The organism is Pelagibius sp., from assembly GCF_965249265.1.
In the GTDB taxonomy this organism is placed as follows: domain Bacteria; phylum Pseudomonadota; class Alphaproteobacteria; order Kiloniellales; family Kiloniellaceae; genus Pelagibius.
In genome coordinates, this window is the sequence record NZ_OZ252224.1 from 1,503,629 (window position 1) to 1,518,775 (window position 15,147).

At 64.7% G+C, this 15,147-nt stretch carries 14 protein-coding genes; 7 read left to right on the forward strand and 7 right to left on the reverse strand.

Annotated elements, in window-relative coordinates:
• The first annotated feature begins 5 nt into the window (after positions 1-5).
• Together ACP146_RS07170 and ACP146_RS07175 are read left to right on the forward strand one after the other, a co-directional pair.
• Complete coding sequence (locus ACP146_RS07170) at positions 6-1,019, forward strand: alpha-ketoacid dehydrogenase subunit beta (protein WP_422366084.1); 1,014 nt, start codon at positions 6-8, stop codon at positions 1,017-1,019.
• On the forward strand, positions 1,016-2,125 hold the full coding sequence (locus ACP146_RS07175; protein WP_422366085.1) for an acetoin dehydrogenase dihydrolipoyllysine-residue acetyltransferase subunit: 1,110 nt from the start codon (positions 1,016-1,018) through the stop codon (positions 2,123-2,125). The genes ACP146_RS07170 and ACP146_RS07175 overlap by 4 nt, the downstream gene beginning before the upstream one ends.
• Here the strand turns inward: ACP146_RS07175 and ACP146_RS07180 are convergent.
• Entirely contained in the window at positions 2,122-2,775 is a 654-nt protein-coding gene (locus ACP146_RS07180) for a glutathione S-transferase family protein (protein ID WP_422366086.1), read from the reverse strand. The genes ACP146_RS07175 and ACP146_RS07180 overlap by 4 nt on opposite strands.
• 176 nt (positions 2,776-2,951) lie before the next feature.
• Here ACP146_RS07180 and ACP146_RS07185 point away from each other — a divergent pair, with 176 nt between their 5' ends.
• The 4 genes from ACP146_RS07185 (at position 2,952) to ACP146_RS07200 (ending at position 5,475) form a co-directional block, all read left to right on the forward strand.
• Positions 2,952-3,803: a penicillin-binding transpeptidase domain-containing protein gene (locus ACP146_RS07185; RefSeq protein WP_422366087.1), complete on the forward strand. Its 852-nt coding sequence runs from the start codon at positions 2,952-2,954 to the stop codon at positions 3,801-3,803.
• A gap of 121 nt (positions 3,804-3,924) precedes the next feature.
• Complete coding sequence (locus ACP146_RS07190) at positions 3,925-4,536, forward strand: LysE family translocator (protein WP_422366088.1); 612 nt, start codon at positions 3,925-3,927, stop codon at positions 4,534-4,536.
• Positions 4,537-4,540: 4 nt separating this feature from the next.
• Complete coding sequence (locus ACP146_RS07195; RefSeq protein ID WP_422366089.1) at positions 4,541-4,987, forward strand: GFA family protein; 447 nt, start codon at positions 4,541-4,543, stop codon at positions 4,985-4,987.
• A gap of 5 nt (positions 4,988-4,992) precedes the next feature.
• A complete protein-coding gene (locus tag ACP146_RS07200; RefSeq protein ID WP_422366090.1) occupies positions 4,993-5,475 on the forward strand; it encodes a GNAT family N-acetyltransferase in 483 nt (160 codons plus the stop codon).
• Positions 5,476-5,625: 150 nt separating this feature from the next.
• Here ACP146_RS07200 and ACP146_RS07205 read toward each other — a convergent pair whose 3' ends face one another.
• From ACP146_RS07205 to ACP146_RS07225, 5 genes are all read right to left on the reverse strand, one after another.
• Complete coding sequence (locus ACP146_RS07205; RefSeq protein ID WP_422366091.1) at positions 5,626-6,060, reverse strand: GFA family protein; 435 nt, start codon at positions 6,058-6,060, stop codon at positions 5,626-5,628.
• 470 nt (positions 6,061-6,530) lie between these two features.
• Positions 6,531-7,154, reverse strand: a complete 624-nt coding sequence (locus ACP146_RS07210) for a sarcosine oxidase subunit gamma (protein WP_422366092.1) — start codon at positions 7,152-7,154, stop codon at positions 6,531-6,533.
• On the reverse strand, positions 7,147-10,158 hold the full coding sequence (locus ACP146_RS07215) for a sarcosine oxidase subunit alpha family protein (protein ID WP_422366093.1): 3,012 nt from the start codon (positions 10,156-10,158) through the stop codon (positions 7,147-7,149). Before ACP146_RS07215 ends, ACP146_RS07210 begins: the two co-directional genes overlap by 8 nt.
• Before the next feature lie 13 nt (positions 10,159-10,171).
• Positions 10,172-10,465 (reverse strand): sarcosine oxidase subunit delta, encoded by a 294-nt coding sequence (locus tag ACP146_RS07220; protein WP_422366094.1) that lies wholly within the window; start codon positions 10,463-10,465, stop codon positions 10,172-10,174.
• A 14-nt stretch (positions 10,466-10,479) separates the two neighbouring features.
• The gene (locus tag ACP146_RS07225; RefSeq protein ID WP_422366095.1) at positions 10,480-11,733 is read right to left on the reverse strand and encodes a sarcosine oxidase subunit beta family protein; all 1,254 of its coding nucleotides are present in this window, start codon (positions 11,731-11,733) and stop codon (positions 10,480-10,482) included.
• Positions 11,734-12,097: 364 nt separating this feature from the next.
• On the opposite strand from ACP146_RS07225, the gene ACP146_RS07230 reads away from it, so the two are divergent.
• Positions 12,098-13,099, forward strand: coding sequence for a GlxA family transcriptional regulator (locus tag ACP146_RS07230; RefSeq protein WP_422366096.1), 1,002 nt, complete (start codon positions 12,098-12,100; stop codon positions 13,097-13,099).
• Between the two features lie 28 nt (positions 13,100-13,127).
• Here ACP146_RS07230 and ACP146_RS07235 read toward each other — a convergent pair whose 3' ends face one another.
• Positions 13,128-15,143: an ASKHA domain-containing protein gene (locus ACP146_RS07235; RefSeq protein ID WP_422366097.1), complete on the reverse strand. Its 2,016-nt coding sequence runs from the start codon at positions 15,141-15,143 to the stop codon at positions 13,128-13,130.
• Positions 15,144-15,147: the final 4 nt, after the last annotated feature.

The following is a 15,147-nucleotide window of genomic DNA, read 5'->3' on the forward strand; positions in this document are numbered from 1 at the left end:
GCGAGATGCCGAAGAAATCCTTTCGCCAGGCAATCAACGAAGCTCTGGCCATGGAAATGCGCCGCGATCCCACGGTCATCCTGATGGGCGAGGACGTCGCCGGTGGTATGGGCGCCGCCGGTGAAGACGATGCCTGGGGCGGTCCGCTCGGCGTCACCAAGGGCCTGATGCCGGAATTCGGACGCGACCGCATTCTCGATACGCCGATCAGCGAAAGCGCCTTCATCGGCGCAGCCGCAGGGGCGGCCGCCACCGGCCTCAGGCCCGTGGCGGAGCTGATGTTCGTTGACTTCCTGGGCGTCTGTCTGGACCAGATCTACAATCAGGCCGGCAAGTTCCGCTACATGTTCGGCGGCAAGGCGGTGACCCCGCTGGTGGTGCGCACCATGTACGGCGCCGGCTTCCGCGCCGCCAGCCAGCACAGCCAGTGCCTCTATCCCGTCTTCACCCACATGCCGGGCCTGAAGGTGGTGATTCCCTCTTCGGCCTATGAGGCCAAGGGCCTGCTGACACAGGCGATCCGCGACGACGATCCGGTGATCTTCTTCGAGCACAAGGTCATGTACGACGACGAGGAAGAGGTGCCGGACGAGGCCTATACCATTCCCTTCGGCGAAGCCAACCTGACCCGCGAAGGTGACGACGTCACCATCGTGGCCATCGGCCGCATGGTGCAGTTCGCCAATCAGGTGGCGGACAAGCTGGAGGGCGAAGGGATCGGCTGCACCGTGGTCGACCCGCGCACGACCTCGCCGCTGGATGAGGAAACCATCATCGAATGCGTCGAGGAGACCGGCCGTCTGGTCATCGTGGACGAGGCGAGTCCGCGCTGCAACATCGCCACTGACATCTCGGCGCTGGTCTCCGAGCAGGCCTTCTCCGCGCTGAAGGCGCCGATCCGCATGGTGACGCCGCCGCATACGCCGGTGCCGTTCGCCGCCGAGTTGGAAGATCTCTACATCCCCAGCCCGGAGCGGATCGAAGAAGCGGTGCGCAGTGTCATGGGAGCGCAGGCATGAGCGGAGCCGCGATCCAGGCTATCACCATGCCTAAGTGGGGCCTAGCGATGGAGGAGGGCAAGGTAAGCGCCTGGATGGCCGAGGAGGGCGTGGCCATCGCCGGCGGTGACGAGATCTTGGAAATCGAGACGACCAAGATCACCAACGTCTTCGAGTCTCCCGTCGCCGGGGTGCTGCGCCGCCGCGTGGTGGGCGAAGGCGAGACCGTGCCCGTCGGCGCCCTCATCGGGGTGGCGGCGGAGGCCGATACGCCGGATGCGGAGATCGAGGCCTTCATCACCGATTTCCAGGCCAACTTCGTCGTCGAAGCGAGCGATGCCGCCGCCGCACCGGAACCGGAGATGATCACCGTCGCCGGGCGTCAGCTCAGCCATCTGGTCATGGGCCCGGAGGACGCGCCGCCGGTCATCCTGGTGCACGGGTTCGGCGGCGACACCGAGAGCTGGTTGTTCACCCAGCCCGTCCTGGCCGAGGATCATCGGGTCTTCGCCTTGGATCTGCCGGGCCATGGCCGGTCGGAAAAGACCGGTGCCGCCCTCGACGTGGCGGGCATGGCAGCGCTTCTGGCCGACTATCTGGATGCCGTCGCCGGCAGCGCGGCCCATATCGTCGGCCACTCCCTGGGCGGCGCCATTGCGCTGAAGCTGGCGCTGGATCAGCCGGCAAAGGTGACCCGCCTGACGCTGTTGGCGCCGGCCGGGCTCGGCACCGAGGTCAACATTGATTACATCGATGGCTTCGTCGGGGCCGAACGCCGCAAGGAGATCAAGACGCTGTTGCAGCAGTTGGTCGCCGATCCCTCCCTGGTCAGCCGCGACATGGTCGACAAGGTGCAAAAGTACAAGCGCCTCGACGGCACCACGGCGGCCCTGCGCGCCTTGGCAGAAGCGGTCTTCCCCGGCGGACGCCAGGCCCTGGTGATGAAGGACAAGCTCGCCGAGCTTTCGGTGCCGGTACAGATCGTCTGGGGCAGCGACGACGCCATCGTCCCGCCGTCCCACGGGGATGGCCTGCCGGCCAGTGTCACGCTGCACCGCTTCGACAAGGTCGGCCATCTGCCCCACATGGAGGCCTCCGGCGACGTGAATCGGCTGATCGCCGGTTAGGACGGCGGTTCCGGACGCCAGCCGCTGGCACGGGCTTCGTCTGTCGAGTCCTGTACTGCTGCAAAGGCGGCCAGCGCCTCACAGTGCCGCCGGTGCGCCTGGAGCCGGGGAAAGGCATTGCTGCTGTCGAGTTCGGGAACCACTCTTTCCAGGTATTGCATCGCGACGGCGACGGCCAGGTCGGCGCGGGTGAAGGTTTCGCCGAAGAGCCAGGGCGAAGGCGTGAGATTTTCCAGCCAGCCGCAAGCCGAACGGATCTGGGTCTCCAGCCGCGCTCGCCAGTCTGGGTCGCTGCTTCCCGGTGCCCGGCGCGAGTACTCCAGACCACGCTCGTAGACTTTTTCCGCAAGCCCGATACCGACCACCTCGATCTTCAAAACCTGTCGGCGCTGTGGTTCTTCAGTCGGAGCAAGCCTCAGGGCCGGATCCGCGATGCCGTCGAGGTAATCGATGATGGCACGACTGTCGAAAAGCGTTTCGTCGTCATCGAGAACGAGTGAGGGCACCTTGCCCAGCGGATTCACGTTCAGCATGGCGTCGAAGTCTTTAAACACGGAAAGAACCCGGCGCTCGAAGGGGATGCCGTAGTGATGCAGGGCGATTGCCACCCGGCGCACGAAGGGCGAGTCGAACTGACCGACCAGTATCATTCCACGGCTCCTTAGAACGGCTTCGGTTTAAGCGGCTGGAGTTATCGGACTGTGTCATTGTGTCGCCGCAGGCGTCCAGCCCGGACTTCCAATTGAAGACCCGCCGCGAAGCTGATTCAATGGGCCTCGAGTCGACTGTCTTCCCTTTCTTTAAAACATGGAGAACAACGAAAGCGATGATTCGTTTCCGTGACGCAGCCTGCCTTGCCCTTTTCATTGTGGTCGCGCCGTTGTCTTTGCAGGCGCAGGAAAGAACTGAGGTCGTCCGCGCACCCCTGGCAGCAGAGATCGCCGAGCGTAACGTGTCTTTTCTGGCACGCGACCTGGAAACCGGTAACAGCTTCGTGCTGGAAGGCAGTGCGCTCAGTGAGCGCTTCACGCCCTGGTCTACCTTCAAGATTCCCAATCTGCTGATCGCGCTGGAAACCGGTGCCGCCGACAGCCTCGACGCAAAGCGCAAATGGGATGAGACGCGCCGCCCCGCCGCCGACTACTGGCCGAAGGATTGGCGCCAGGATCAGACACTGCGCACGGCCTTCAAGTATTCTGCGGTGTGGTACTTCCGCGACGTCGCACTCGACGTCGGGACCGAGAGGTATCGGGAAACTCTTGCGCAGTGGAACTATGGCAATACAGAGGTTGCCGAAGGCTCGGATGTTTTCTGGCTCGACCGAACTCTGAAAATCTCCGTTGAAGAGCAGATCGCGTTTCTGACCGCTTTGCTGGAGGGTCGGCTCGCAGTCGCCGCTTCTTCGTTGGAGGCGCTCGCCGTTGCCAGTCTGGCCGGCGAGGCAGAGGGCTTCTCCCTGCACGGCAAGACCGGCGCCGGTCCCGTTGAATCCGGCAACTTCGACGGGGCTTTCGAGGGCTGGTATGTCGGCTTTCTGATGCGGCCCGACCGCAAACCGGTCGTCTTTGCCCTGCATGCACGTGCTGGCGAATATCAGGCGCTGCGCAGCTTTCGCAAAGACTTCGCGGTTCACCTCCTGAAAGACGCTGGGTTGTTGCCGGTGGATTTCCGCGGATAGAGAAGCCGTCGGCTCAAGGCTACGATGGCTGGAGCCGCGCCGATCCCGGTATCTGTTTGATAGTCTTGTGGATGTCTGATTTGATGATGGTAGTTCTACATCGGGCTTTGGAGATCCGCGCATGTCGTTTGAATACCTGCTGACCGCATTGATCGTGGTTCTGCTGCCGGGCACCGGTGTGCTCTACACCCTGGCTTTCGGACTGAGCCGGGGTTGGCGGGCCAGTGTCTTCGCGGCTTTCGGCTGTACGCTGGGAATCCTGCCCCATATCGCCGCCTCGATCGTCGGGCTCGCCGCCCTGTTGCACACCAGTGCCATGGCCTTTCAGGTCGTGAAGTACCTCGGTGTCGCTTACCTGCTTTACATGGCATGGAGTATCTGGCGCGACGGCGGCGCGCTTCAGGTTTCCGAGAAAAACACCGGCTTCTCGGCGAGGCGCATCGTGATCAGCGGTGCGCTATTGAACGTTCTGAACCCGAAGCTCTCGCTGTTTTTCCTGGCCTTCCTGCCCCAGTTCGTGCCGGCGGCGGCGCCCAATCCAACGGCGATTATGCTGGTTCTGGCGGCCGTGTTCATGGCGTTGACCTTTGTCGTCTTCGTCGGCTACGGCGCTTTCGCCTCGGCAGCGCGGCATCATGTCATCTCCAAGCCGCGGGTGATGGCTTGGATGCGGCGCGGCTTTGCCGGGGCCTTCGGGGCGCTGGGGCTGCGGCTCGCCCTGTCGGAGCGGTAGCCGGGTGTCTGCCGTTACCGGGGGGTGCCAGTGCGGCGCCGTTCGTTATCGGGCCGAGGGTTTGGGCCGTGCTTCGATCTGTCATTGCCGCATGTGCCAGAAAGCCTTCGGCGGTTTCTTTGGGCCCCTGGTTTCCGCACAGGGCCTCGTCTGGACGCGCGGCGAGAGGGCGGTCTTTCACAGTTCCAACCGCAACTGGCGCGGCTTCTGCGCCAGCTGCGGCACGCCACTGACCTATGAATTCGAAGGTGGTGTCGAACTGTCGATCGGGTCGCTTGACCGGCCCGAACTTGCGCCGCCGACGGTTCAGGTGAACACGGCGGACCGCTGCAGCTTCACCGTGGGCCTGTTCGACCTGCCGGAGGTTGCCCCGGCCCAGGCGCAGGAAGACGCCGACTGGAACGCGGGCGTGGTCTCCAACCAGCACCCCGATCACGATACGGATCGCTAGCAAACATGTCCGAACTGCGCATTACCATCCGCCGCGCCCGGACCGACGAGGCCGAGGCTCTGACCGAACTGTCCTTACGCTCCAAGCAATCCAACGGCTACGACGAGGCCTTCATGGCCGCCTGCCGGGACGAACTGACGGTCACCGGCGAGCGCCTTGCCGAGGGTGAGTACTGGGTCGCTGAGAGCGGGGAACTCTGCGGCTGTGCCTGCCTTTTGGCCGGTCCGGATGGCCGCTCGGGCGAGGTGCATGCCTTCTTCATCGATCCGGCCTGGCAGCGCAGGGGCGTTGGGCGACTGATCTGGCAAAAACTGCTGGAGCGCGCAATGGAAAGAGGCATTACCGAACTGCATCTCGACGCCGACCCGGCCGCCGTTCCTTTCTACGAGGCCATGGGATTCGCGATCGTCGGCGAGTCGCCCTCGGATTCCATCCCGGGCCGCAAGCTTCCGCACATGACCGCCAGCGTCACGTACCTCGCCGGCTAGACCGTTCAGGCGGTCTTACCGTTCTTCCGAAACCCCGACAAGGCAGGACAAAAGGTCGAACTCGGGATCGTCCTGGAGGTCGCCTTTTGCGCACCAGGCGATCGAGAGCCCGCCGCAGGGAGTAACGCCAGGGCGACCGTACCGCGGCCGCTATGCCTTGTCGGCTGGTGGGGCGTACATGGCAATGAACTCCGCAGCCGTCAGGTTCTTGGTGTCGTTTGCGAAGTCGTAGAAGTTCGGCTTCGAGTCGATGAAGATCTGGCTTGTGAAGGCCAGGCTGTCCTGATCGTCAAGAAGACCGGCGCAGACGACATAGCTGTCCGCCTCCACAAGACGGAAGTAGAGGTTGCTGCCGCAGGTCTTGCAGAAGGCCCGCTCACCCCACTCGGAGGAACGATAGGCGGTGACATGAGCCTTGCCTTCGACCTTGATGTCTTTTCCAGCATCGAATGCCATACTCGGTCCGCTGGCCCAGCGCCGGCACATGTTGCAGTGGCAGGCGCCAACTTCCTTCGGCCGGCTGGCCAGGGTGATCTTGACGGCGCCGCAGAGGCATTTTCCGGTGGCGCGACTGTCATCGGACATCTCTTTCTCCGTGCTTTCAGCGTTTTGTTGGCCTGGATTTTTCCGGTGTTCTATCAGGTCTTCCCGTCCGCAGCCCAAAAGCGCCGGAAAGCCTGGTGCTGCCCATCAGTGACCCGATTTCCGCCGGATTTCACCCGCCTGGAGTGAGACCCACCATAGAAAGCCGGCCCCGGCGAAGAAGATGCCCAGTGCGGCCAGGAACAGACAGACAAACAGCATAGGCGACATAGCCATCTTGATCTCCGTTCAGAATGAGCAGTCGGTGAGTTGCCGGTCGGTTCCCGCCATGAAAATCACGACAGCGAGGCTATGCTCTACGTGAAAGCAAAGGCCTTGGACCTGTGCGCGGATGAGAACCGAAGTCACCGTCACCAAAGCCGATGGGATCACGAATACGACGACCGGTCTTTGCGCTCGGTCAAAATCGCCAGCGCAAAGCGTGCCGCAGATCGTTCCCGCGGTTGCGCCCTTTAGGCTTTGTTGTATTCCCGCGCAGCGTCGCTGAGCCAACGCCAGAGATAGTCGGCGAAGGAGCGGCGGGTGTAGAGATCGAAAGCCGGTCCGCCGTTCTCTTCGTCACTCACCTGGTGCAGGGTGATGGCGGTTTTCGAAAGGTGGCTCTGGGCACAGCGGCCGGCGCCGCCGAAAACACTGGGGTGCAGGTCGAGCGGGCAGCCCTTGGCGATCACGTCGGCGGCGCGGGGGCCGGCAAGGTGGATACAGACCAGGCTCTCGCCGACCTCGGTGACGGCGCTGTGGAAGTCGCCGGGGGCGTTGCGCAGCCGGGTCGCCAGGTGACTCTCCGCATCGGGCGCCGCGTCGTCCTGGATCACCAGCCATTCATTGGGGCCGAGCCAGAGGATCGCCACTTCCGCATTGCTTGCTGTGGTGTTGGGGGCGAGCGGCAGGGTGAGGCCGAGCGCCTGGGCGACGGCTTCAAGAAATGCCGGGTCGTCTCCGTCACCCCGCAGGTTCACCGCCGCCGGCAGAACTTTCTCATGAAGTCTGACCGCCGCTGCCGCTTCGTCGCGGGCACGCTGGGCTTCAAGGCCCAGGTGGGCAAGGGCGCTCTGCCGAAGATAACTCTCAACCATTGAGCCGCTTTCCTTCCGGATCGAAGAACACCGGGCTTTCCGACACGACGCAGGCCACGGTTTTGCCGCCTTCCAGCGGGGCATAGAGCGTCTCGCCCTTGCGGGCCAGGCCGCCCTTTATGAGGGCCATGGCGATTGAGCGGCCGCAGTTGGGGCTGTAGTAGCTGGAGGTCACGTGCCCCAGCATCGGCATCGGCGGTTGCGGCAGGACCCCTTCCACCAGTTGTGCGCCCTCCGGAAGCACCTCCTTGGGGTCCTGGGTCAGGATGCCGACCAGCTGCTTGCGGTCCGGCTTCTGCATGTCGGCGCGGGTGAGGGAGCGCTTGCCGATGAAGTCCTTGGTCTTGGAGACCGCCCAGCCCATGTCGAGGTCGAGCGGAGTGACCGATCCGTCGGTTTCCTGGCCGACGATGATGTAGCCCTTTTCGGCGCGCAGCACATGCATGGCTTCGGTGCCGTAGGGGGTGATGCCGTAGCGTTCGCCCGCGGTCATCACGGTCTGCCAGACCGCCATGCCGAAGGAGGCGGGCACGTTGATCTCGTAGGACAGCTCGCCGGTAAAGGAGATCCGGAAGATCCGCGCCGGCACCCCGGCCACCTTGGCGGCGGTGTAGCCCATATGCGGTAGCGCGTTGGGCGACAGTTCGGCGTCGCTCAGTTCTGCCATCAGGGTCCGGGCGTTGGGGCCGGAAAGGGTGATGGTGGCGAACTGCTCGGTCACCGAGGTCAGGTAGACCTGCAGGTCGGGCCACTCGGTCTGCAGATAGTCCTCAAGATGCGCCAGTACCGGCGCCGCATTGCCGGTCGTGGTCGTCATCAGGAAGTGGTTCTCGCCAAGGCGCGTGGTGACGCCGTCGTCCATCACCATGCCGTCTTCGCCCAGCATCAGGCCGTAGCGCGCCTTGCCGATGTCTAGTTTTTTCCAGGCGTTGGTGTAGACGCGGTTCAGGAACTCGGCCGCATCGGGCCCCTGAATGTCAATCTTGCCGAGGGTCGAGGCATCGAGAACGCCCAGCGATTCCCGTACCGCCTTCACCTCTCGGTTCACCGCCTGGTGCATGTCTTCGCCGAACTGCGGGTAATACCAGGGCCGGCGCCACTGCCCGACATCTTCGAAGAGGGCGCCGTTGCGCTCATGCCAGGCATGCATCGGGGTGCGGCGGAGCGGGTCGAGCAGGTCGTCGACGTCGCGTCCGGCGAAGATGCCGAAGCTGACCGGCGTGAAGGGCGGGCGGAACGTCGTGACCCCGACCTCCGGCAGCGGGCGGCCAAACGCCTCGGCCACAATGCCGATGGCGTTCACATTGCCCAGCTTGCCTTGGTCGGTCGCCATGCCGGTCGTGGTGTAGCGCTTTACGTGCTCGATCGAGACATAACCCTCGCGCAGGGCCAGCTTCAGATCGGCCGCGGTCACGTCGTTCTGCTGGTCGACGAAGTGCTTTGCCTTCTGGCCCAATGGTTTGTCGGAAGGCACCAGCCACATCCAGCGCCCGGGCAGGAAGTCGCGGTCATCGCTCTCGGCCGTCACGGCTGCGCCGGGTTCGAAACCGGCCTCCGCCGCGGCGGCTGCTCCGGTTTCCGCGCCTTCGGCCAGGCAGGTGGCGAGCCCAAAAACACCGTTGGCGGAACCGGCGACCTGCTGGCCCGCCTGCATCGCCTTGCCGGGTACGAAGCAGGCATGGTCTTCGTCCCATTCGAGGCTGCCCTTGGCATGGCAGAAGAGGTGGACGGTCGGGTTCCAGCCGCCGGAAACGGCCACGAGGTCGCAATCGATTTCCTCGGCGGTGCCGACCACGGCATCGCCTTCGGCGCTCAACTCTGCCACCCGCACCTTGGTCACGCGCTTTTTGCCGGCGGTGCCGATGATGGCGTGATCGGCGAGGATGCGCAGGCCGGCGGCTTCGGCGCGCTCGGTCAGCGGGCCGCCGGGGGCCGCCCGCAGATCGATCACGGCAGCGACTTCGATTCCTGCCGCCGTCATATCCAGCGCCGCGCCGTAGCCGCTGTCGTTGTTGGTGAAGACCACAGCCCGCTTGCCGGGCTTCAGCGCATAGCGGTTGATGTAACTCTGTACCGAAGAGGCGGTCATGACGCCCGGGCGGTCGTTGTCGGCGAAAACCAGCGGGCGCTCTATGGCGCCGCAGCAGAACACGGCCTTGGCGGCACGCAGCTTCCAGAGGCGGTGCCGCGGCAGATGGTCCGGAGCCTCGGCCAGGTGATCGGTGACGTTTTCCATCAGGCCGTAGAAGCCATGGTCGAAGGCGCCATAGGCCACCGTGCGCCGCAGGACCCGCAGGTTCGGCATCTGAGCGAGTTCGGTTTCCGCCGAGCGCACCCAGTCGAGCGCCGGCACACCATCGATCATCTCTTCACCGGCGTTCAGCAGCGCGCCGCCCAGCAGGTGATCCTGTTCGACCAGCACCACCCGGGCGCCGCTGCGTCCGGCGGCAAGGGCCGCGGCGAGACCGGCCGGGCCGGCGCCGACCACCAGGACGTCGCAGTGGGCATAGGTCTTGTCGTAGCGGTCCGGATCGCGCTGCTGGGGCGATGTGCCCAAACCCGCGGCTCGGCGGATGACATGCTCGTAGGTCTTCCAGGCGCTGGCCGGCCACATGAAGGTCTTGTAGTAGAAGCCCGCCGGGATCGCGCGGGCCGCCAGGGTGTTCACGGCGCCGATATCGAACTCGACCGAGGGCCAGGCGTTCTGGGAGCGGGCGCTGAGGCCTTCGACCAGCTCAAGCTGGGTGGCCTTCATGTTGGGATCGGTGCGCGGGTCCTCGCCGACCTGGACCAGGGCATTGGGTTCTTCCGGCCCGGCGGTGACGATGCCGCGCGGGCGGTGATATTTGAAGCTGCGGCCGACCAGGTGCACGCCGTTGGCCAGCAGGGCCGAGGCCAGGGTGTCGCCGGCCAGCCCTGTGTAGGTCTTGCCGTTGAAGGTGAAACTCAGCGGCTTTTCGTGGTCGATCTGGCCGCCGTGGGGAAGGCGCATGCGTCCGGACAAAGTCTGTGCCTCCTCAGACGTAGCGCTTGGGGGCGAGCGCCGGTGGCGGCGAGCCCATGGGGTAGACGGCCAGGATCTCGTAGGTCACCGTATCCCGCGCAACGTTGAACCAGCGGCGGCAGCCTTGAGCGTGGTTCCAGCGCTCCAACAGCAAACCTTTGGGATTGTCGCGCAGAAAAACGAACTCTGCCCATTCGGCATCGCTGAGGCTTTCCGGGTCCTTGGGCCGTTCGATATGGGCTTCACCACCGTTGGAGAACTCGCTCTCGCAGCGCGGTCCGCAGTAGGGGCAGGTAATCACGAGCATCGTATCAAGGTCCCCTAGTGCGCCACGGCGGCGGCGCCGTGTTCGTCGATCAGGAAGCCGCTGCGGAAGCGGTCGAGACTGAAAGCCGTATTCAGTTCGTGGGGGGCGTCTTGGGCGATGGTATGGGCAAAAACCCAACCTGAACCGGGCGTCGCCTTGAAGCCCCCGGTGCCCCAGCCGCAGTTGAAGTAAAGCCCGTCGACCGGGGTCTTGGAGAGGATCGGGCTGGCGTCCGGGCAGACGTCGACGATGCCACCCCATTGGCGCAGCATGCGCATGCGCCGGAAGAGGGGGAAGAGCTCGCAGATCGCGGCCAGGGTTTCCTCGGTGACCGGCAGGCTGCCGCGCTGGCCGTAGCCGATGTAGCTGTCGACGCCGGCGCCGATCACCAGTTCACCTTTGTCCGATTGGCTGACGTAGGCATGGACGGCGCCGGACATGACCACCGTGTCGATGATCGGCTTCACCGGTTCCGACACCAGCGCCTGCAGCGGCAGGGACTGGACGGGCAGGCGGAAGCCGGCCATTTCGGCCATGACGCTGGAGTGTCCGGCGGTGACGATACCCACTTTGTCGGCCTCGATCAGGCCCTTGCCGGTCTCCACCCCGGTGATGCGGCCGCCTTCGATGCGGAAGCCGTTCACTGGGCACTCCTGGATGATGTCGACACCCAGGGCGTCGGCGGCGCGGGCATAGCCCCAGGCCACGGCGTCGTGGCGCGCGGTGCCGCCGCGGCGCTGCAGGCTGGCGCCCAGCACCGGGTAGCGGCCGCCGGCCCGCAGATCCATGATCGGCACCATCTCCTGCACCTGGGCCGGGGTCAGGAACTCCGAATCAACACCGTTCAGGCGGTTGGCGTTGATGCGCCGCGAAACCTCCCGCAGGTCATGCTGATTGTGGGCAAGGTTCAGGACCCCGCGCTGGGAGAACATGACGTTGTAGTTGAGGTCCTGGGACATGCCCTCCCAGAGCTTCAGGGCGTGCTCGTAGAGTGCCGCCGACTGGTCCCAGAGATAATTGGAGCGGACGATGGTGGTGTTGCGCCCGGTGTTGCCGCCGCCCAGCCAGCCACGCTCCACCACGGCGACATTTGTGATGCCGTGGTTCTTGGCAAGATAATAGGCGGTCGCCAGCCCATGCCCGCCGCCACCGACGATGACGACATCGTAGCGCTGCTTGGGCTCTTTGTTCTGCCAGGCCTGCTGCCAGTTCTCATGATAGGAGAGGGCATTGCGCAGGAGGCTGAATAGTGAATAGCGCGAGGTCATACGCGGCTGGCTTCCCTGACTGCTTCGTTCCCGTTTCGGCCGCTGCCCGGCCGGGCTTTTTATCCCTTAACCATGCTCGCATTCGCCACCCGCCTTGGCAACGAAAGCCGCAATGAAAGCCGCAATGAAAGCCTGGGCAAAGCCGACATTTCAGACGCTTCGGCAAGGCGCCAGGGCACTCGATTGGCCCCCTTGCGGCTCGCCCTTCCCCGGCGCAAAATTATCTGTTCGCGACACCTGCTTATATGCCAAAGTCGCCCGTCAACTAACGGGTCAAAGGGCCCCGTCAAAGTACCCGGTCAAAGTACTGGGTCAGGGCCCCGCAGAGAGCCCGGCCCTTGAGGCATAGGATTTACGTCGCTCGATGTTCGGTAACGTCCCCAGAGAAGTGCCCCAGAAGATCGCTCTTGTTCTGGTGCCGCGCTTTTCCTTTCTGCCCTTCACCGGGATGGTCGAGTCCTTCCGGCTGGCCAACCGGCTGAGCGGCCAGGAGCTTTACAAGCGAATCCTGGTGTCAAGCGACGGCGCCCCGGTCACGGCGTCCAACGGTCTGACGCTTGACGTGGCGGGGGACCTTTCAGCGGCGGAGGAATGCGGCACGGTGGTGGTCTGCGGCGGCCTGGACGTCCACCTGCATCAGGACAAAGGCCTGCAGGGCTGGCTGCGCAAGGTCGACCGGCGCGGCGCCGATATCGGGGCGATTTGCACCGGCAGTTATATTCTCGCCAGCGCCGGGCTGCTGGACGGCTACCGCTGCACCATTCATTGGGAGAATCTGGCAGGTTTCTGCGAGGAGTTCCCCGACATCGAGGTGACCACCGAACTCTTCGAGATCGACCGCAACCGCTTCACCTGTTCCGGCGGTACGGCGGTCATCGACATGATGCTGAACGTCATCGCCCGCCAGCACGGTTATGAACTGGCGGCCAGCGTTGCCGACCAGTTCATGCACGAGCGCATTCGCGACCATCACGACCGCCAGCGCATTTCGCTGCCGGCGCGCCTTGGCGTGCGTCACCCCAAGCTGCTTTCCGTGATCGCCCTCATGGAACAGAACCTGGAGGAGCCGCTGACCCGCAGTGAGCTGGCGCGGGAAGCCGATCTTTCGACCCGCCAGTTGGAGCGGTTGTTCCGCAAATACCTGAATCGCTCACCGGCGCGCTACTACCTGGAGCTGCGTCTGAACAAGGCGCGCCTGCTATTGTTGCAGACCAATATGTCGGTCATTGATGTGGCTCTGGCCTGCGGCTTTGTATCCGCTTCCCACTTTTCCAAGTGCTATCGCGACTTCTTCGGCCGCACGCCGCGCAAGGAGCGCGGCCTGCCGCTCCAGCCCGATGAAGACCAGAGCCGCGTCGCCGAATAGAGTCTCTCAGGCCTCTTAGGGAATAGAGCTAGGCGGGGCGTCGCCGCCGCCGGCCCCGGCCGCTCCCGGCATCGTTTGCGGCCTTGGGGGCGGCTTTCTCCGGCAGGGTGACGGCCGCCGAGAGATTTGGGAAGGCGGCTGTGGAGTGGGGCAGGCCCATGGCCTCGACGAAGTGGGCCTGAAAATTCGGCTCCACTGCGGTCTCGATCTTCTCCACCTGGCGTATGACCTCTTCGATCTCGTCGCGTGCCTTCTGGTTCAACAGCGCGATGCGGGCGCCGGTGCCGGCGGCGTTGCCGGCGGAATAGACGTTTTCCAGCGGGCAGTCGGGGATCATCCCCAGGACCATGGCATACTTGGTGTCGATGTGGCTGCCGAAGGCGCCCGCCAGCATGATCTGCTCGACCTGTTCGACGCCCAGCCGGTCCATGAGCAGGCGGATCCCGGCATAGAGGGCGGCCTTGCCGAGCTGGATGGCCCGCACGTCGTTCTGGACGATCCGGATTTCCGGCGTGCCGTCGTGCACGAGGTAGGAAAAGGTGCGCCCGTCCGGCTGAATGCGCGGGCTGCGCGCGGCCATGGCGCCGTCGATGGTGCCGTCGCCGGCCAGGATGCCGGCCAGGAACATCTCGGCCAGCACCTCGATGATGCCGGAACCGCAGATACCGGTAACGCCGCTCTTGGCGGTCTCTTCGGCAAAGCCTTCCTCATCGGACCAGAGGTCGCTGCCGATCACCTTGAAGCGCGGCCCCAGGGTTTCCGGGTCGATCCGCACGCGCTCGATGGCGCCTGGCGCGGCGCGCTGACCGCAGGAAATCTGGGCGCCCTCGAAGGCAGGGCCGGTGGGGGAGGAACAGGCCAGCAGGCGGTCTCGGTTGCCGAGGACGATTTCCGCATTGGTGCCGACGTCGACGACCAGCGTCATCTTCTCGGTGAGGTGCGGAGATTCGGAAAGAATGACACCGGCGGTATCGGCGCCGACATGGCCGGCGATACAGGGCAGCACATAGGCCCGCGCATCGGGATGAAAGCGCAGGTCGAGCTGGCTGGCCCAGAGGGTGATGCCGGAGTTGGCGGCCAGCGCAAAGGGCGCGCCGCCCAGTTCCGTCGGGTCGATGCCCAGCAGCAGATGGTGCATCACCGGGTTGCCGACAAAGGTGGCGTTGAGAATCTCTTCCCGCTCGATGCCGGCCTCTTCGCAGACCGCCTCGGCCAGCTCATTGATGGCCTGGCGGACCGCCTCTGTCATCTCCTGATCGCCGCCCGGGTTCATCATGACGTAGGAGACCCGGCTCATCAGGTCTTCGCCGAAGCGGATCTGGGGGTTCATCAGGCCGGAGGAGGCGACCACCTCTCCTGTCGAGAGATTGCAGAGATGGGCGGCCACGGTGGTGGAGCCGATGTCCACTGCCAGGCCGAAGGGCCGGTCGTTGAAGCCCGGCCAGATCGCCGTGATCACCTGCCCGCGGTGAACCGCGACGGTAACCTGCCAGTTGCCGGCGCGCAGCGACTGCTGAAGGCTTTGCAGAATACGCAGATCGGCCTCGAGCCCCGTCAATCCCCATTGATCCTCCAGCGCCGCGAGCAGGCGCTCCAGGTCTCCGCTGGGGTTATGCATGTCCGGTTCCTGCACCACGACGTAATGCAGGCGGATTGCCGGATCGAGCTCGATGTCGCGCACCTCGGCGCGTTTGCGGACGACCTGCTTGTGAACCTGGCTGCTGGCGGGGACGTCGATCACGACGTCCTTCAGAAGCGCGGTCTGACAGGAGAGGCGGCGCCCCTCGGCCATGCCCTTCTTCTCGGCATAGCGTTCTTCGGTGGCACGCCGGCCGGAGACGTGATCCGCGCGGCTGGTGATGCCGTGCTTGGCGAATTCGCCGCTGCCGACGGTCACCTGGCAGCGCCCGCAGAGACCGCGCCCGCCACAGACGGAGTCGATATCAACGCCCAGGCTCTGTGCCGCCTTCAGCACAGGGGTTCCTACCGGAAAGCGGCCTCGCTTTCCGGAAGGTGTGAAGACCACGAGGGCTTTCTCAATCACGGGC